This window comes from Microcoleus sp. Pol14D4 (genome assembly GCF_036701245.1).
GTDB lineage: Bacteria > Cyanobacteriota > Cyanobacteriia > Cyanobacteriales > Microcoleaceae > Microcoleus.
The window spans coordinates 25,431-42,057 of record NZ_JAUBQM010000032.1 but is presented as its reverse complement, the minus strand read 5'-3'; the positions used below and the strand labels follow the sequence as shown (position 1 = coordinate 42,057).

Here is a 16,627-nt window from a genome sequence, read left to right as displayed (position 1 = left end):
GCAACAGTCAAGGCAAGATTAGCTTCACGAGGACAGAACCGATCGAGCCCAGAAGACTCATAAAGTTGCCACCGCCGCCCGTGCGGGGTTCCGTAGGCTTTTGACGCGCAACAATGGCTTCGGCTAACTGCTTTGACAAATCCTGACCTTGGGGATTTCCTTGAGCTGCAAAGAGTTTGTTTGCTCGATCGGCGTCTTGAGTCGCGCCGGCGAAGTCTCCCAAGTCAGCGCGAGACATACTGCGCGCAAAATAAACGGCTGCTAAATCCGATTTCAGATTCAGCGCTTGATTGTAATAATCAATGGCGTTTCTGTAGTTTCCTGCTTGAGCTTCCAGCACTCCCAACCGGTAGAAGTCTTCAGCGGTGCCGATATTGGTTGGCATTCCTCTAACTCCGAGCAGTTGCGCGTTATTTAAATTAGCGCCTTGCAAATTGGCGTCGCTGAGATAGGCACTTCTCAAGTCAGCACCGCTGAGGTTAGCTCCGCTGAGGTTGGCCCCTGTCAGGTTGACGCCAAACAGGCTGGTGCCGCTGAGGTTGGCACCGCTGAGGTCAGCCCCGGTAAGGTTGGCTCGGCTGAGGTTAGCCAACCTCAAGTCAGCACCTTTGAGATTGGCTCCTGTTAAATTGGCTAAAACCAAGCCTGCACTGCTGAGTTCGCAGTTGGGGCACTGTCGGGTGGCGAGTAATTGTTGCGTGTGTTGGATGTTCTCGGCGGGTGCAGGAGCGATCGGAGCGATCGAGCTCAGCAGCGTTACAGCAGCGAGGATTCTGAGTTTCATTTTAACCGTCCAAAATCCAAAATATTAAATCTAAAATAGCTTTTCTCGAAGCAATTGAAAATCACCATAACACAAGTTCACCCAACAAATCTTTTGACTTGCCGTATCTAGGAGTTCTGTGCGCCATCAGCACCCTACATTGAAGTTCTCGGCCTTACCTGAGTGTCAAATAAACACTTCGCTGCCAATAAATTAGGGTAATGAAAACTTCATTACCCTTTAGCCGCTGTTCTCGGCAACCATAAAAATTAACAAATAAATTAGTCGTGAATCGTGCCGTCGGGCATCGTTGTACCCTTAAGATATACTCCGCTCAGGTTAACTTTTGTAAGGTTTGCTCCCAACAGGTTTGCTCCGCTTAAGTCTGACGCACTTAAAATCGCTTCAGTCAAGTCTGCCCTAATTAAACTCGCCCCCATTAAGTCGGCTCCGCTAAGGTCTACTTTGCTCAAGTTTGCGCCAATTAAATCGCATTCTGTGAGCACTGCCCTACGCAAGTTTACCCCGTAAAGATTTACTCCGTGCAAGTCTGCACGGCTAAGTGTGGCCCGAGATATGTTGGCTCCAATTAAAGTTGCTTGGATCAGGGAAGCTCCGCTCAAGTCTGCTTTGCTGAGGTTTGCTCCCATCAACTCAGCTCGATTCAGGTTAGCTTCAACTAAAAGTGCTTCTGTGAGGTCCGCTCCACCTAAGTCTGCTCTTCTCAAATTAATTTTGCACAAATTGGCTTTGCCAAAGTTGACTCTGTTGAGTTTCGCTTTGCTGAGATTGGCTCCAATCAGGTCGGCTTCATACAGATTGGCTCCAATCAATTCTGCTTCGTAGAGGTAGACCTCGTGCAGGTAGACCCCGCTAAAATTTCTTTCTCCTATTGCGTATAGCTTGAGCAGTTCGTCAACGTTCATTGTGGCTTCTCTACACCTTTTAAATGAAGAATACTGTCAGCAAGCTGGTTGCACCGGATGTTCTGCAATTTTAGATTCTGAAATATTCACACCCAGCCTGAAACTTCCCTCAATATGCAAGGTTTGAGTACAAATTAGATGGTTTGGTGAGGGTGAAGCACAAAGCTGCATTATTTTTCCCATTTGGAAAAAAATAATATTTAAAAATTTTAACAGCAAGTTTGAGCGCACTTCGTAACTAAATCCCCAAGATTCTACGTGGAAACTCCGCTCAAAGCCATAACTTTTTGTGGGTAGTTGAGCTTACTGAGTAGCAATGTGACCAAGATCACAAGGCAATGTTAGTACGATCACATAGAAACCACCCTTTCGATCACAGCAGGCGGGCAAAAATAGCCGATACTTATACTGTAATGCTGAGAAATTGACAATGCCACTCTCGTCGTGTTTTACTCAATTGGCGATAAAGCCAGTAGTTTCACAGATACTTGCCCGCCGCAAGAAAGTCGGTGGCAACGTCACTCGGCGCTACCCGCTCTGACCGATGAGAGTGCTGATATCTAAGGATTTTTCGCAAAGCGAATGCCAAAAATGCACTTTGGGGACTAGGGAATGTCTGTATAAAAATGCGATCGCTGGTGTGCAGACATTCGCTTGTTTGCTAGCACCTAATGACTAAAAATCGCCCATACGTTCGCAAAAAATACCAATAAATACCAGGAAAACCATGATAGATATTTAACAATAAAAGAATAAATGGTATTCCTTAAGAGTCACCTATTGCCGCTAATGTTACAGTCGAGCGGTTAACAGCTATCAGTATTAGCAATGACGCTTGTCCATCAAATACAAAACTGACCCATAAACCGGGTTTTTTACAAAAAAAATCGTTGCAACCTTGCTCCAGGTTAAAATAATCCGGTTTCTGAGCGTCCCAGTGCCTCCAGGAAGGAAAAAGTTTAATGAGAACGATCGCTTTTGTATTGCTTCAGGGCAAACAAAAGGTCAGCATTTAGGATAGGAGCAGCTTTTGCTCCCTTGTCAAAAAAAGGTATTGTAGAACGCGAATCGTGAGGTAATTGATATGGCTGGAGTATGTAAACTTAGCATCACAGAGACAAGTGAAGAGCTAAAAAACCTGTTAACCGAACAAAAAACGGCAAGCGGCTTTCAAAAAATTCAAGCACTTTACCTGTTCAAAATTTGTCATGTTAAAACAGTTAAAGAATTGGCAATGACGATCGGGGTCAATCGAATTACAGTGCAGCGGTGGCTGAGAAAGTACCGCTCTGACGGACTCGAAGGACTCCTCGAAACAAAGCACAGCGGCGGCCGCAAGCCAGCCATTCCTCCTCTGGCCCGCGCTAGTTTGGCAATGCGCCTCAGCGATCCCCAGAAAGGCTTTAAAAGCTATGGAGAAATTCAAGAATGGTTGCAGCAGGAATACAGCATTGAAGCTTCTTATAAAGCGGTTTATGCAACAGTCAGATACCACCTCAAAGCCAAGCTGACGAAAGTCTAGACAGTTCATAACACGTCGGATTAGTCACCGCTCATCTAATGGTTTGCAATCAGCCTTTGAAGATTTGGAGGACTTGCGCAGTCACGACCAACCAGACTCATGCTTTTTTAACAAAACTCGCTCTCATAAACTGCGGAGCATCTAAATTATGTGTTGTGGCAATGAGGATGAGGGGGAGAAAATTTGATGTTTTTCCCACGTTTTTGAAAGATGCTTAGCTTAAAAAAGGAGGCATAAATCATAGCTTGCAAGTTTTGTCTAATTTGCAGGTTTTGTTATATGGATGTAAAAATTGGCAGAGGCTAAGGTAAAAACCGATCCAAAGCCGCTTTCAACTCTTCGATTTCCGTATCGATATTGCCTTCTTTAGCAGCTCTGGCAATGCACTCAGTTAAATGTTCGTCAAGAATGATTCTCGCCACGCGATCGAGCGCGCCTCGAACCGCAGCAACTTGCACGAGAACTTCTGGACAGGGACGGTTTTCTTGTACCATTGTTTTAATGCCGCGGACGTGTCCCTCAATCCGAGACAAGCGATTTACCAGCCGCCGCATCGATTCTTCATCGTGATGGTGAGGGTGGGCTGATTTATCGTCGTGATGGTGGTGGGAATTTGATGGCAAGGATTTGTCAGTAGAAGTATCAGATAGAATCATTGGGGTTACGAGGGAAATTTAAAAGTTAGAATTCAGAATATGTTGAGTTGGTGCGGGCTCGTGACTCATGTATTGTAACTGTCAAAATATATTTAGGATCTTCATAGTGGCAGATTATTGAGTCCGCACGATCGCACACCTTTACCAGACTAACCCAGACTAACAAAGATTGACGCTATGCGACTATTTAAGTTTTTTCCCCCCGCACCTCGAATCGGTGCTCGTTGGTTCGCCCTAATTTTAGGAATGACGATCGCCCTGAGTGCTTTAACAATCAATGCTGCACCCGCTGCCGCCGCTGATAGCACAAATCCGCCCAACTTACAGTTCCAGAATTCTACAGCCACCGCTGCGAATCCGCAACTGTTAGCGCTGCGGAGTCCTGAACTCCCAGGGGATACCGGCAGTTTTGTGACGGCGGCTGTCGATCGAGTCGGGCCGGCAGTTGTTCGGATTGATACTGAGCGGACTGTCAGCCGCAACATCGACCCCTTAATGGAAGATCCCTTCTTTCGCAGATTTTTGGGAGAAGATTTACGCAGCATGACACCCAGACAAGAACGCTTACGCGGTCAAGGTTCTGGCTTCATCATTGACAAAAGCGGGATTGTTTTAACCAACGCTCACGTAGTTGACAAAGCCGATCGAGTGACTGTCACCTTAAACGACGGCAGGACATTTCCAGGAGAAGTGCAAGGTACTGACGAAGTAACTGATTTGGCAGTTGTCAAAATTAATACCAAGGAAGTTAACTTGCCCGTAGCAACCCTAGGAGATTCCGACGCGGTGAAAGTGGGAGATTGGGCGATCGCCGTGGGCAACCCCCTGGGATTTGACAACACCGTCACCTTGGGCATTATCAGCACCCTCAAACGCTCTAGTGCAGCCGTCGGCATTCCCGACAAGCGCCTCGATTTCATTCAAACCGACGCCGCCATCAATCCCGGCAATTCTGGCGGCCCGCTGTTAAACAGCAGAGGAGAAGTGATTGGCATCAACACGGCGATTCGAGCTGATGCAATGGGTATTGGCTTTGCGATTCCGATCGACAAAGCCAAGGCCATCTACGCGCAGTTAGCCAAGGGAGAACAAGTCAGCCATCCGTTTTTGGGAATTCAGATGATTGCTTTGACTCCTGAAATGGCCAGAGAGAATAATTCTGACCCCAATGCTCCTTTGATTGTCCCGGAAGTTAAGGGAGTCTTAGTAATGCGAGTTGTGCCCAACACCCCTGCTGAGAAAGCAGGCCTTCGCAAAGGGGATGTGATAGTTCAAATTGACGGTGAGGGAGTGACTGAGGCCGAACAGTTGCAAAGTTTGGTGGACAACAGTGAAATCGGTCAAATTCTAAAACTGAAGGTGCGCCGCGGTGTCCAGATTAAAGAAGTAGCCGTTCAAACTGCTCAACTTATGGATTTTTAGAAGTGAAGGGGAAGGGGGGAAACTGTTAAATACCACATAAAGTTTGTAGTGAGGATTTTAGTCAAATCTTAATATTTTTAGATAAGCTGTTGTGCATTTAATTTATATTTTGAGGGCGGGTTCTCCTGCCCGCCTCACAAGAGTGAAAAATTATTTTCCATGCAATTTAAATGCACAACAGCTTAATAGCGACTAAAATCCTCACTACAAACGAGTTTTATTAGGGGTAATTGATATGACACGTGTTCAACTTGCCTATCCCAAAATTCCCGATAGTAAAAATTGTCCTCATGAACAATGTATAGCTTTCGAGAAGTACGATGGTACTAATTTGCATTGAGTTTGGGAAGTTGAACTCGGTTGGTATGCTTTTGGTACGCGCCGCAGTAGATTTGATTTGGATGAGATGGGAATTGCAGAATTTAACGCTGCACATCCAGGTTTAGAAGCAGCACCTGAAATATTTAAGAGAGATTTTGCTAGTCCGTTAGAGTCTATATTTCGAGAGAACGAACAGTATCACTGCGCTGAAATTACTGTGTTTACAGAGTTTTTTGGTGCTAACTCGTTTGCGGGAATGCACCAAAAAGACGATCGCAAACAATTGGTGCTTTTTGATGTGGAAACCGATCGCGGTATGGTTATTCCCGATCGGTTCATTCAGGATTTTGGTAAATTAAATATTGCGCGAGTGATTTATCGCGGCAAACTGACGGGCAAGTTTATGGACGATATTCGCCAGGGGAAATACGGTGTGGATGAAGGTGTTGTGTGCAAGGGAGGCCGCAATGCTAATAATCTGTGGATGGTGAAGATTAAGACTGATACGTATATGCAAAGATTGCAGCAAGCTTTTAAGGATGATTGGGAAAATTACTGGGAGTAATATCAAACTGATAGATCGAGTGTCACAAGCCAAAGTGGGAGATATCGGCAATCCCCTTGGATTTGACAATACCGTTGCGTAACTCATCAGGAATTAAAGTATATTGGTCGTAATCAATAGACAGCCAATAAAAAAATCAGGGAAGATTTAGTTATGACATCTGTGCATCTTGAAAAAAAAGCCATGACTGAAGAAGATGTGGCAAAGTTATGGGAAGCATTCCAAGTATTTGACGCGGACGGGAGCGGTGCTATTTCATCAGAAGAACTCGGTCAAGTAATGCGATCGCTAGGCCAAAGTCCTAACGAAACCGAGCTGCGCGACATGATCAAAGAAGTGGACGTAGACTTGTCGGGCAGTATCGATTTTGAGGAATTCAAAATGCTGATGGTGTCCCAGCAGGGCGATCGCCAGAGTCGTCTCAAAATGGCATTTAGTGTATTTGATGAAAACGGTAGCGGTCAAATCACCAGAGACGAGCTGCACGGCGTGATGAGCCAGTTTGGGCTGACAGAGCAAGAGCTCGATGAGATCATCAAAGAGGTAGACCATGACGGCGATGCCTCAATTGACTTTGAGGAATTCTGCAAACTTGTACCGGATGAGTCCGAGATCGCAACCGGATATCAAGACTCGCCGGTTCCGATTGTCAGTACACAGACAACCGAGATTTCAGAGAGTACAGCCGCTGCGATCGCAAGTACAGCAACTGCTATCAACGAGGCAGCTTCTGCCACTATTGAACCTAATCTAGAAGAAGCACCCACCGATAGCAATCCAGAAATAGCGCGGCTAAAAGAACTACTCGCGCAACACCCACAAGCTGAGAACAAGCGCGGTACGTCCCGCTTGCAGATGCAGATTGGTTTGTTTCGTCTGATCCAGGGAGCAGCCTACCGCAGCTTCCGCGAGAGTTTTTCCGCCAACCACGAGACTCACCTGCGCGTGAGAAACTTGCCATACAGAATCGCTGATTTTGTGCAATTTGTCAGGAGTGCGATCGGGCTTTATAAAGGATTAGGTGTAGTAGAGTCGGCGTGCAGTCCTCTACTGGATGCAGTAGTTAAATCGCTCGATGATGAATATGCCCGACTGCAAGATCGCATCAAAAACTGGAAGACTATAGAAAAAACTCCAGAAATGTTGGCAGAACAAAAAGCCATGTTGGAGGCGCGGGGTAAGTCTGCAACTGCCAAGGAAAAGTTTGCGGCGGGAGTCGAGTTTGCAATCACCATCAAGAAGAAGAGTCTCAACTTGCGTGACATCGCCGAGGGTGTGCTTGCCATCAACGAACTCAACCGATTGAGAAAAATGGAACTGAGTGAGGAAATGGCACCGCCACCAGCCAAATCTGAGGGAGATCCAAAAGAGTACCTGAAGAAGTGGAACCGCGTCATTCTCTCGGATGCCTCAGAAGAAATCGATGGTGCGATGATGCCAGTGGCATATTGGTATGAAGACTTTATGCCGAAGCTGTTGGCTGCCTTCAGCGTCAGCACAGCAGCAGACATCCCCTTGAACACGGTGGCTGACGAAGCAGCTTTAAACCAGTGGTACGAAGCGACTAAAACGTCAGGGGAATTTGGGCGCTATGGGGCGGATGTTGCAGAGGGCTTTCCCAAATGCGCTCCAAAACAGAAGTTGATGCTTCAACAGGCATGGCGCTTGACGCACAACTACCTGAATGGGGTACAGAAACGGCGCGAACGCTTGGAGTTTGGGCGCGAGTCTGGCGAACTCTCGCAATATGTATCCTTCATTGACGTGTATATCGATCGCAGTGAAATAAAGAATTCACAAATGCGCGTCAGCTTCCCTTACTATATTGGCCCTGCGGTGTGGCGTTTCTTCCACACTACGGCTGAAATCGTCTCTACCAAGACCCCCCAACAGCAAAAAACTCTGGTGGCAATCTTCAAGGACTTCTTCAAGCTGTTTGCCACTATGTATCCCTGCCCCTACTGCCGCCACCACCTCAACGCCTACGTCGTGCAGAATAAAGAGGTGGAAATGTACCCTGTGGAGTACCTCGTGCTTGGGCGCGACCCGCGTCTGAATAACTTTGAGGTATCAATGGAGGCAAAGCTGTCCACCGTAGTAGATGGCGCTTCCCTGCGCTTATTCTTCTGGAAGCTGCACAATACTGTCTCCTCATCAATTGCGCGATCGGAGGAGTGGTATCACAAGGATGAGAAAGCATTCTACACTACCCGTTATTGGCCTAGCATTGACTCTGAGCTAGCACGAGCCAACGCCCTCAAACACATTAGCATTGCCACCGATCGGATGTACCGCCTCTACGGTATGCTCAAGCCCGCGGCACGACTGACAGGGGTGAGAGCAACATTGCAAAAGCTGTTGGATAAGCGGGATGAGGAAGGCATCAAGGAGGCTTGCTTAGTTGCCCAAGATTACATCAAGGAGTTGGAGGAGGCGATCGTCACCGGACAATTCCTACAAGAGACATATTACTTTGACCCTGATCTTGTCGATCGAGCTCCAGTCTTTAGTCCTGAAGAAGAGGAGTTTGCTCGCAGCGGTGTGTTCGTAGAGGTTGCTTAGATATCAGTCAGTAAAAAGTTAAGTTTAAAAACTTAACTTTTTACCTCTTCAAAATTTCGAGAGAACGAACTGTATCACTGCCCTAAAATTACTGTGTTTACAGAGTTTTTTGGTGCTAACTCGTTTGCGGGAATGCACCAAAAGGGCGATCGCAAACAACTGGTGCTTTTTGATGTGGAAACCGAGGGCGGTATGGTTGTTCCCGATCGGTTTATTCAGAATCGATCGAGTAGTGCGATCGCTGAAACCCTCTTTTGGTCGCCTTTTACCAGAAGAGTTGACAAAGAACCTATCTTGTGATGAGATGGTAGTGGTGAAGGTGCAGAGCGATCGCGTAAATGTCAGGGTGGCTACTGTTACAACAGATTGTATTTGTGTGAAACTACTACTAAAATATGGCAGGAAAACAGATCCCTGATAGTGCTATCGAGCAAGTTGCTCAACACATTAATACCAGAAGCAATAAAAATTACGGTATTCCACTTATTGGGCATGAAGGGAATATAGAAACGCCTCAAATTTTTGAAATTATTCAGTTTGACAAAATTGATGATAGCGATAGAAGGTTCTACGCGATAGATGGTAGTTACAACAGTGAGCAGTTTTATAATGGTTTAGCCATAGCAATTTATGCTGCTGGTTACGTTTGCTTTCATCAAGGTAAGCAAATTAGGATGAATTCATTAGACGATCCCGTTGTACTTGGACAGGCATACTATCCGCAGAATATTTTAATCACACATCAGAATCACTTAAATGCCATTTATAATGAATTTTTAACCTTAGAGCCAATAAAATATCTATTCAAATTTCTGGAAGATTCACCAGAAAATATTTTTCCCTATAAAAAAGAACTAATTTGCACAAACTTATCAACGTTGCTCGGATTCTGTCAGGAAGTCCTAGAGATTGCACTGATTTTAGAAGTGATTGATCTGCCAGAAACAAAAGCTGGGGATTTTATTTTAAGAGATGGTACATTACGTCCCCTCCAAATAAAGCAGAAATACTTAGTAAAATTGGGCGAGTATGCTCATAAAAAACAGATAAAAATAGTGTCTGTGACTAAGCAATCTCCAGTAAAAATGGAACTGGCTTATACATTCAGACAAATTGATAATTATCTGCAAGATCAGCTTAAGCCTGAGTATCCTTTTGTACAAACAGACTCCAAACGCCAAAAACTCTGCTGCTGGTTTGAAATCCCTGATGTTGTTCTTAAAGCAGCATATCAGGGAGATATGTTTATTAAAAAATCAATTAGTGGAGGAAGAGGATTTGGGCTATTTATGGCAGCGAGATTAGATTATGTAGAAAAGCTCCAAAACTATGACTGGCTTATAGCTGATGTGAATATTTTTGATGCTATTCCACAAATCCGAGCCGGCTCATATGAAAGATGTAGGGAAGAACTTGAGTTAATATTTAAGGAGCTAACTCGGCTTACACAAGAACACTATATTCTTGGCTATCCCTACCCATTATGTGAAGTACATAATTTCATATCCTTGAAAAGAAATTTTAAAGATGAGATAATTGCTCGCCTTAAATACTCTCTTTATAAGGATCAGAGAATGGATAACGTCGATATTGAAAATCTATTTTTAGACACACACGACAGATTTTAGGAGCGAACGCAATGGGAAAAGTAGATTTTGGTGTTTTATATGGGCAGAAGACAACTGAAGATGCCCTATTGATATACTCATCCTATGAGGATGCTAAAGCTAGTCCACAAACTGGCGACTTTATTGTTCTGACACCCAAAGATGAAGGAAATACAAAGTATCTTGCTAGGGTCGAAGCAGAAATTTATGATGAAGATCCTATCTTTAAGTCACAGGAAAAAACGTTAGTAGCAGTACATTATGCTCGAATTGCAGAAAGAGAGCTTTCTGAGCGAGACAAACAGAAAATGTTCAGTTACACCTACAAAGTTCGGATTCTAGGAACATTTACAGATAGCGGATCTACCATTGCTTTCACAACGGCTGTTAGGAAACTTCCCACAGTTTCTTATATTGCAAGACATCTAAACAAACGCGAAATAGAGTCAATTCTCAACAAAACCAATGAAAATGGCGCTGAAATTGGATATCTTTGTGTAGGAGAAACTATTTTTCAGGACAAAGGCCCTATTCTTTTCCAAATTGATAAATTGCGTAACAAACGCACGATGGTATTTGCTCAATCAGGTTTTGGCAAAACTAATCTTGTTAAGGTACTCCTTTATCATATGACTCGCAATAAGTCATATGGAAAATTGATTTTTGATTTGAATGGCGAATATTTTTTGCGTGGCACAGCTACATACGGATTGGGAGATATCGATGAAAATTCAATTCGCGATAATGTTGTCGTGTATACGGACAAAAAGTTACCAGAAATTTATACACAACAGAATCGATTTATTTCCGGTGGTAAAGTTACGCTCAATATGCACAGGCACTTAGCAGTAGGGGACATATTAAATTTTGGTGGTGGTTTCTCTGAAGTAATGAAAGCTTTTCTTCTCTACCTTGATGAAGAGGGTGTATCTAATTTTGTGGGAAATATTGATAACTATGTTCAAACTCCAAGCAATCTTTATCGAGATTTTTCAGATTTCTTTGGCGAACAGAAAACAGATAAAAATGGCAACATTAAAGAAGATGTATCTGCCAGGAAAACAATTATGGCAATTCGGAAAAGGATTCGTCATTTAATTGATGAAGGTAATTTACATTCTGGAGGATCAAATCTCATAGAAGATGTATTCAAATATTTGAAGCAAGGAAAGACTGTTATCATTGACCTGTCCCTAAAAGACAACATGGATGCCAGCATTATTTCAACTATTCTGGTTCGGAAATTGTTTGAAAGTAACAAGGAAAAATTCACTTCTGATCAACCAGAAGAAGTTGTCAATGCCGTTGTATTTGTAGAAGAAGCCCAAAATGTTTTATCTCAGGAATTCGTTAAGAGTAATGCCAATCCATTTGTTAGAGTTGCCAAAGAAGGACGCAAATTTGGGCTGGGATTAGTCGCTGTAACACAACGTCCATCTGCTATTTCTGATGAAATTAGAACCCAAGCAGAAAATTTCTTTGCTTTTCATATGGGAAATTCTGACGATATTAAAGCACTGGTAAAGTCTAATATCAATTATGATGGGGTGATATCCAACTTTATTCAGCGCGAGACAATTGCAGGTAATCTCTACATGGTTTCATCTGATCAAGCTTTCGCCCTGCCGGTACGAGTAACTGAATTTGAAAAGCTTGTAGAATCAAAAGTTTATAGAGAATCTAAATTTAATTAATGGAAAATAATGATTTTTCTACAACTGAGCATAAACTTCTTATCAAAGAACAGATTATCCAAAACCTAGAAGATTATGGGGTTTTTTGGGATAGAGAAAATAACAAAATCATTGTAAATAATTTTAATGATTTTAGAGAAGTCCAAAGAAAACTCTCTGAACAAACAAACTTAAAGGGTCAGCAATATAAATGTAAAGTTCAGAAATATCTAGCAGAATCTTCAGATATTGATATATCTAAAATAGATCCATATCTTGTCCTTGTTGAACCCAGAGCAGAACATCAAAGACTATGGGCGTATGCTATATCTCACTGGTCGATACCCGTTACAAATGGTTATGGTAGACGGATTCGATATTTTGTTTTTGATAGCCAAAATCATAAATTGATCGGGATTATTGGACTTTGTGACCCTGTAATTGGTTTGGGAGTACGAGATGAAAATTCTATTAATTGGACAAAGAATCAGAAATTGAAACGACTGTATAACTGTATGACAGCCTATATTTTAGGAGCCATCCCTCCATACAATCGAGTGCTTGCCTCAAAATTAGTTGCCCTTGCTGTAATGTTTCCAACAGTTCGTCAAGACTTTAATAAAAAATATAAGAATAAATCTTCTCTTATTACAGGAGAAAACAAAAAATCTGATCTTGTTTATATTGATACGTTAGGAGCCTTTGGGAAATCAGCAATCTATAATCGTTTGATTAACTGGGAATTTGTTGATTATACTAAAGGTCAAAGTCATCTTCATATAACAGCAAATGGAAGTTGGGAACTAATTAAGCAAGTTGTACCACCGGAAATTTTTGAAACATACAAATTTGGAAAGGGGCCAAATTGGAAAATGCGTATTTTAAAAAGGGGACTACGAGAACTTGGATTATCAGAAGATATGGTAAGTATTGGTTGGCAGAGAGCATACTATCGTTGTCCACTAGCAGAAAATTGGAATGAATATTTATTAGGAGAGACAAATTCTGTCGTGTGGCGAGAATTTACACAAAAAGATTTAGTAACTTATTGGCATGAAAGATGGGTTACTCCTAGAATGGATGCGCTGCAAAGCAAACTAGATGCGGAGTTAACCTAATCTCTCAGTGGACCGCCTGCCTTGATTAAAAGCAGTTCCTGAAATAATTACCGCCGATCGAGTCTTGCGGATTTCTGTACCGACTGAGGGATCGAAATTCACGAGCCAGATGCTTCCCAGTCGGTAATCGCTGCTTGCTGCCATGCTTCATCCTCATCGCTTAATTCATCACTCAGTTCATCGAGCAATAAACAGGCTTCTACCATTGCCTGCTGTTCTTGTTGTTTGCGCCACGCTTGCAATAAAAGCTCAATTAGCCGACTGCGATTTTCTACACGATCGTCAATGTAACGCACTAGCTCATCTGGCAAAGAGATAGATACTTTCATAATTATTGTAAAACTATTTATGCCACTTTCAATACTACAAATGGTAGCACAATTCTATTTACTCACCTTACGGAACAAAAAGACGACCAACGCCCATCCAGGTTTCGATATCCAGCAAGATTTCCAGAATACGATCGACACAACGATTTCGATAGACTCGATCGGCTAAAAATCTATCGGCATCTCCAATTGTAATTACAGGTAGGGAATCCACTGTATTTTCTTCTCGGATCACCTGTTCCAGGGAGTCTTCACCCTTCATGCTGCGGTTTGCAGTAAGCAAGATCATTTGATTTGCCTGAGCAAGTCGCCACACAACTCGATCGTTACTGTCGATCGACAAATTCATCTGCTTGAAGGTGACAACCCGAATTGGAAGTAGATTTAGCCAGCCTTGACTCGCAATATTTCCTAATAAAATCTCTGCATGACCTCCGAGATTGTGATCGATCAGAAAATTCATGCTTCTAGTTCGTGTTTGGCTTTCTGTTCTCGGAGTTTTGCCCAAAGAGCTTCTCGGCCGGGTTTGGGTGGCATCGCTGCAACGCGGGCTGAATGTTCGCGATTGCGTTCTTCCCAGTAATGCTGAATTTCCTTAGCTTGCCTTAAAACAATTTGATATTCTGCTTCGACTTCTGCACGATTTGCCTCAATGTATGATAAAGCAACGTTAATCTGATCGTCTGTTAAATCAAACAAGGAACGGATAAACTTCGGGGGATATTGAGCCGTCAGGTAGTCCATCACATCATAGAGAGTGATGCGCGTACCTGAAATTGTCAGTCCGCGCTCTGTACGAATAATGATTGGTTGGTTGTTGGATACTGAAACCATACCCATAGCCTCTGAAACAGTCTAGGAAATAATCCGATCGTACCTTACAAATTTGTAATGTCGTGTTTGGAGAAACCTTTGAGCAAATCCACCAGACGCCCTACACAAAATTAGCCGGATCTTGATCTCGCCGATGCTTCAGCAGAATCGGAGAACCTTGGCCATCACCCACCAAAGCCGCCGTTTCCTCCAACGCTTCCCTCAGCCGCTTGGCCGCGTATATCGACATATCGCGGGGCACATTCACCCGATCGCGCAAATACCGCAAAGCCGCATCAGAACCAGCCGGCGGCGTACAAACTTTGCCAGTCATCATCAAAGTTAAAGCACAACGCAAAGCCTCATCAAATAAATTGTCATCAGCAGGATTGACTCGAACGATGTTGCGGTGGTGCTTAATGACGCGGTGAAGTGCTTCAGCGCGCGAGGTTTCCGGTTCTGGATACATCACATCCGGCAGTCCAGCCCAAGGCCCATTATCCACGCGGGCTTTATTGAGTAGCATCTGAGGTTCGCCGTTTTCATAACACCCGCCCATCTGAGGCGGTAAATCGTGGACGTGGGTGTGAAAATCGCTCTGAGTGCCGCGATAGGTAGGGCGGGTTTCCATCGCCGCAAACCAGTCAGCAAAGCGCGGGTTTTCTTCCCGCATCGAGTAGCCTTTGTAGTAGTAAAGACTGGCATTCATCCGTTCGACGTAGGGCGTAAAGATCACATCCGCAGTGCCAAATTCATCGAGGAAATAAGGCCCCGGAGTGCTGCCGAGAGCCTTTTCTACCTCGGCGACGACGCTGATAAATTGGTTGCGGTTGTGTTGTTCTACTTTGGCTGAACTTGCTGGGTAGCACAGCCAAGAGCACCAGGCCCTAAACAGCAGTCGCTCTAACCGCCGCAGGGGTATTACTGCGGGGTTTTCCATGCCCAAACCCAAGGGGCCGTAGACTCGTTCGAGGGCGATTAAGATATCATCGCTTTCGGTGATGATGCGGCCGTCTAGTTCGATCGCCGGTAGCATTCCCGATGGCACTTTGCGCTTGTACCAACTTTCCTTTTCCCCATAGCAGAACATAGTAACTTTGTCAATACGGTATGGGATTTGTTTTTCTTCCAGCCACAGCCAGATTTTTTGGCAGTAGGGACACCAGGCGTGGTTGTCGCGGTACAGGGTGACTCGCACATCCGATTCAGTTTTACCGAAGAGGCGCAAGCGGGATTGAGCGTTGGTTGGCCCGTTGACGCGATCGACTTCAAAGTCTGTGAGGGCTTCTAATTCTGTCCAGCTTAGGGGGGTGGCGATCGTGGCGGTGGATGTCATGGGTGAATTAGTGCGGATGATGGTTGTCAGAAATATAGACTAAATGTATATCGTTTCTAAGTCGCGATCGTCCACAAGTTAGCCACCCCCTTGATGATTCGGCGGTTAAAAGAGACTGTTGAGTTTGTATGAGGGGTAATACCCTTCATACAAAGTCCAACCAATAGCGAGAATGATTATGTAATCAAAGTCACATTAAATAATCTAATTCAACTTGACATTCATATTTTGTAGTTTCTCTTTTAACCATTCCTCAAACAGAAGATTTTCCAAATCTCGCTTTAAAGCACCTTCTAACGAAGCAGGTAGCAGTTGTTCAACTTTCAACAAACAATAGCGTCCCTCAATCTGAAGCGGGCCAATAATTTGCCCTACTTGTGCATTTTCTGTGGCCTTGCGAACCATTTCTGGCATCTGAGCGCGAATAACTGGCCCCATTACACCACCTACTACAGCATCATCTACGGTGGAGTATTGTTTAGCTAATTGGACAAAATCTGCACCTTGTTCCAGTTGCGCTTTCAAATCTTCAGCAATTTCTGGATGCTGTACGACAATGCGCGAAAGGACAACCCGATCCAAATTTTCTTTATTTTGCACAAAGTGTTTTTGTACTTTTAATGCTGTGACCTTTTCTTTGAGATTTTCTTGTTTGATCCGAAAAATCACTTGCTGTTTAAGCACAGCATAATTTATTCCATTTGTCAATAGCCATTTTTGGAAACTTTCAGGGCTAGTTAATTGCTGTTGCAACCGAAATTCTAGGATAAATTGTTCTACGATATCGGCTTCCGGTTCGGGAATCTCTAAAGCTTTTATTTCGTTTTCTAACAGATACTGCTGGGCAACTTCTAACACAACTGTTGATAGTTTACCAGCCGTGCGGAGATAGTCAAGGGATTGCTCTAAGGATAAAGTTACACTGTCGATTGATAAAAAATTGTTGATGTCCATTGGAAACTGTTGGTTAATGAGGGCGGTTAAAATTGTAAGGGCGGGTTACAACTATCCGTA

Annotated in this window: 17 protein-coding genes; 8 read left to right on the top strand and 9 right to left on the bottom strand. The window is 43.8% G+C overall.

Annotated features, from left to right (window positions below; genetic code table 11):
* Nucleotides 1-7: 7 nt before the first annotated feature.
* Both QUA33_RS13800 and QUA33_RS13795 read right to left on the bottom strand, forming a co-directional pair.
* The gene (locus QUA33_RS13800) at nt 8-784 is read right to left on the bottom strand and encodes a pentapeptide repeat-containing protein (protein ID WP_333149061.1); all 777 of its coding nucleotides are present in this window, start codon (nt 782-784) and stop codon (nt 8-10) included.
* A 260-nt stretch (nt 785-1,044) separates the two neighbouring features.
* The gene (locus tag QUA33_RS13795) at nt 1,045-1,689 is read right to left on the bottom strand and encodes a pentapeptide repeat-containing protein (protein ID WP_190734746.1); all 645 of its coding nucleotides are present in this window, start codon (nt 1,687-1,689) and stop codon (nt 1,045-1,047) included.
* A gap of 1,084 nt (nt 1,690-2,773) precedes the next feature.
* On the opposite strand from QUA33_RS13795, the gene QUA33_RS13790 reads away from it, so the two are divergent.
* A complete protein-coding gene (locus tag QUA33_RS13790) occupies nt 2,774-3,211 on the top strand; it encodes a helix-turn-helix domain-containing protein (protein WP_333056815.1) in 438 nt (145 codons plus the stop codon).
* Nucleotides 3,212-3,513: 302 nt separating this feature from the next.
* On the opposite strand, the gene QUA33_RS13785 is transcribed toward QUA33_RS13790, so the two are convergent.
* A complete protein-coding gene (locus QUA33_RS13785; RefSeq protein ID WP_242723064.1) occupies nt 3,514-3,867 on the bottom strand; it encodes a metal-sensing transcriptional repressor in 354 nt (117 codons plus the stop codon).
* A 177-nt stretch (nt 3,868-4,044) separates the two neighbouring features.
* On the opposite strand from QUA33_RS13785, the gene QUA33_RS13780 reads away from it, so the two are divergent.
* The 7 genes from QUA33_RS13780 (at nt 4,045) to QUA33_RS13750 (ending at nt 13,135) form a co-directional block, all read left to right on the top strand.
* The gene (locus QUA33_RS13780; protein WP_333149059.1) at nt 4,045-5,289 is read left to right on the top strand and encodes an HhoA/HhoB/HtrA family serine endopeptidase; all 1,245 of its coding nucleotides are present in this window, start codon (nt 4,045-4,047) and stop codon (nt 5,287-5,289) included.
* 406 nt (nt 5,290-5,695) lie between these two features.
* On the top strand, nt 5,696-6,175 hold the full coding sequence (locus QUA33_RS13775; RefSeq protein WP_333149058.1) for a hypothetical protein: 480 nt from the start codon (nt 5,696-5,698) through the stop codon (nt 6,173-6,175).
* A 183-nt stretch (nt 6,176-6,358) separates the two neighbouring features.
* Nucleotides 6,359-8,737, top strand: coding sequence for an EF-hand domain-containing protein (locus tag QUA33_RS13770; protein WP_333149056.1), 2,379 nt, complete (start codon nt 6,359-6,361; stop codon nt 8,735-8,737).
* A gap of 93 nt (nt 8,738-8,830) precedes the next feature.
* On the top strand, nt 8,831-9,037 hold the full coding sequence (locus QUA33_RS13765) for a hypothetical protein (RefSeq protein ID WP_333149054.1): 207 nt from the start codon (nt 8,831-8,833) through the stop codon (nt 9,035-9,037).
* A gap of 95 nt (nt 9,038-9,132) precedes the next feature.
* Complete coding sequence (locus tag QUA33_RS13760; protein WP_333117700.1) at nt 9,133-10,365, top strand: hypothetical protein; 1,233 nt, start codon at nt 9,133-9,135, stop codon at nt 10,363-10,365.
* Between the two features lie 11 nt (nt 10,366-10,376).
* Complete coding sequence (locus tag QUA33_RS13755; RefSeq protein ID WP_333117702.1) at nt 10,377-12,038, top strand: ATP-binding protein; 1,662 nt, start codon at nt 10,377-10,379, stop codon at nt 12,036-12,038.
* Nucleotides 12,038-13,135, top strand: a complete 1,098-nt coding sequence (locus QUA33_RS13750; RefSeq protein WP_333149052.1) for a Druantia anti-phage system protein DruA — start codon at nt 12,038-12,040, stop codon at nt 13,133-13,135. The genes QUA33_RS13755 and QUA33_RS13750 overlap by 1 nt, the downstream gene beginning before the upstream one ends.
* Here QUA33_RS13750 and QUA33_RS13745 read toward each other — a convergent pair.
* The 6 genes from QUA33_RS13745 to QUA33_RS13720 all read right to left on the bottom strand — a co-directional run bounded on the left by QUA33_RS13745 (nt 13,127) and on the right by QUA33_RS13720 (nt 16,567).
* Entirely contained in the window at nt 13,127-13,279 is a 153-nt protein-coding gene (locus QUA33_RS13745) for a type II toxin-antitoxin system PemK/MazF family toxin (protein ID WP_333149051.1), read from the bottom strand. The genes QUA33_RS13750 and QUA33_RS13745 overlap by 9 nt on opposite strands.
* Complete coding sequence (locus QUA33_RS13740) at nt 13,234-13,464, bottom strand: ribbon-helix-helix domain-containing protein (protein WP_333149050.1); 231 nt, start codon at nt 13,462-13,464, stop codon at nt 13,234-13,236. The genes QUA33_RS13745 and QUA33_RS13740 overlap by 46 nt, the downstream gene beginning before the upstream one ends.
* A 67-nt stretch (nt 13,465-13,531) precedes the next feature.
* Entirely contained in the window at nt 13,532-13,927 is a 396-nt protein-coding gene (locus QUA33_RS13735) for an ACP S-malonyltransferase (RefSeq protein WP_333149049.1), read from the bottom strand.
* Nucleotides 13,924-14,298 carry a DUF433 domain-containing protein gene (locus QUA33_RS13730; protein ID WP_333149048.1) on the bottom strand — a complete coding sequence of 125 codons (375 nt, stop codon included), beginning with the start codon at nt 14,296-14,298 and terminating at the stop codon, nt 13,924-13,926. The genes QUA33_RS13735 and QUA33_RS13730 overlap by 4 nt, the downstream gene beginning before the upstream one ends.
* A 100-nt stretch (nt 14,299-14,398) precedes the next feature.
* Nucleotides 14,399-15,613 (bottom strand): glutathione S-transferase family protein, encoded by a 1,215-nt coding sequence (locus QUA33_RS13725; protein ID WP_333149047.1) that lies wholly within the window; start codon nt 15,611-15,613, stop codon nt 14,399-14,401.
* 204 nt (nt 15,614-15,817) lie between these two features.
* Nucleotides 15,818-16,567: a peptidylprolyl isomerase gene (locus QUA33_RS13720; protein WP_333149046.1), complete on the bottom strand. Its 750-nt coding sequence runs from the start codon at nt 16,565-16,567 to the stop codon at nt 15,818-15,820.
* Between the last annotated feature and the right edge of the window lie 60 nt (nt 16,568-16,627).

What these genes read in the sequence shown, in the direction of transcription:
- QUA33_RS13780 (WP_333149059.1), top strand. Translation starts at nt 4,045, where the DNA reads ATGCGACTATTTAAGTTTTTTCCCCCCGCACCTCGAATCGGTGCTCGT.
- QUA33_RS13775 (WP_333149058.1), top strand. Translation starts at nt 5,696, where the DNA reads ATGGGAATTGCAGAATTTAACGCTGCACATCCAGGTTTAGAAGCAGCA.
- QUA33_RS13755 (WP_333117702.1), top strand. Translation starts at nt 10,377, where the DNA reads ATGGGAAAAGTAGATTTTGGTGTTTTATATGGGCAGAAGACAACTGAA.
- QUA33_RS13770 (WP_333149056.1), top strand. Translation starts at nt 6,359, where the DNA reads ATGACTGAAGAAGATGTGGCAAAGTTATGGGAAGCATTCCAAGTATTT.
- QUA33_RS13735 (WP_333149049.1), bottom strand. Translation starts at nt 13,927, where the DNA reads ATGAATTTTCTGATCGATCACAATCTCGGAGGTCATGCAGAGATTTTA.
- QUA33_RS13795 (WP_190734746.1), bottom strand. Translation starts at nt 1,689, where the DNA reads ATGAACGTTGACGAACTGCTCAAGCTATACGCAATAGGAGAAAGAAAT.
- QUA33_RS13760 (WP_333117700.1), top strand. Translation starts at nt 9,133, where the DNA reads ATGGCAGGAAAACAGATCCCTGATAGTGCTATCGAGCAAGTTGCTCAA.
- QUA33_RS13745 (WP_333149051.1), bottom strand. Translation starts at nt 13,279, where the DNA reads ATGGCAGCAAGCAGCGATTACCGACTGGGAAGCATCTGGCTCGTGAAT.
- QUA33_RS13740 (WP_333149050.1), bottom strand. Translation starts at nt 13,464, where the DNA reads ATGAAAGTATCTATCTCTTTGCCAGATGAGCTAGTGCGTTACATTGAC.
- QUA33_RS13720 (WP_333149046.1), bottom strand. Translation starts at nt 16,567, where the DNA reads ATGGACATCAACAATTTTTTATCAATCGACAGTGTAACTTTATCCTTA.
- QUA33_RS13730 (WP_333149048.1), bottom strand. Translation starts at nt 14,298, where the DNA reads ATGGTTTCAGTATCCAACAACCAACCAATCATTATTCGTACAGAGCGC.
- QUA33_RS13790 (WP_333056815.1), top strand. Translation starts at nt 2,774, where the DNA reads ATGGCTGGAGTATGTAAACTTAGCATCACAGAGACAAGTGAAGAGCTA.
- QUA33_RS13750 (WP_333149052.1), top strand. Translation starts at nt 12,038, where the DNA reads ATGGAAAATAATGATTTTTCTACAACTGAGCATAAACTTCTTATCAAA.
- QUA33_RS13800 (WP_333149061.1), bottom strand. Translation starts at nt 784, where the DNA reads ATGAAACTCAGAATCCTCGCTGCTGTAACGCTGCTGAGCTCGATCGCT.
- QUA33_RS13785 (WP_242723064.1), bottom strand. Translation starts at nt 3,867, where the DNA reads ATGATTCTATCTGATACTTCTACTGACAAATCCTTGCCATCAAATTCC.
- QUA33_RS13725 (WP_333149047.1), bottom strand. Translation starts at nt 15,613, where the DNA reads ATGACATCCACCGCCACGATCGCCACCCCCCTAAGCTGGACAGAATTA.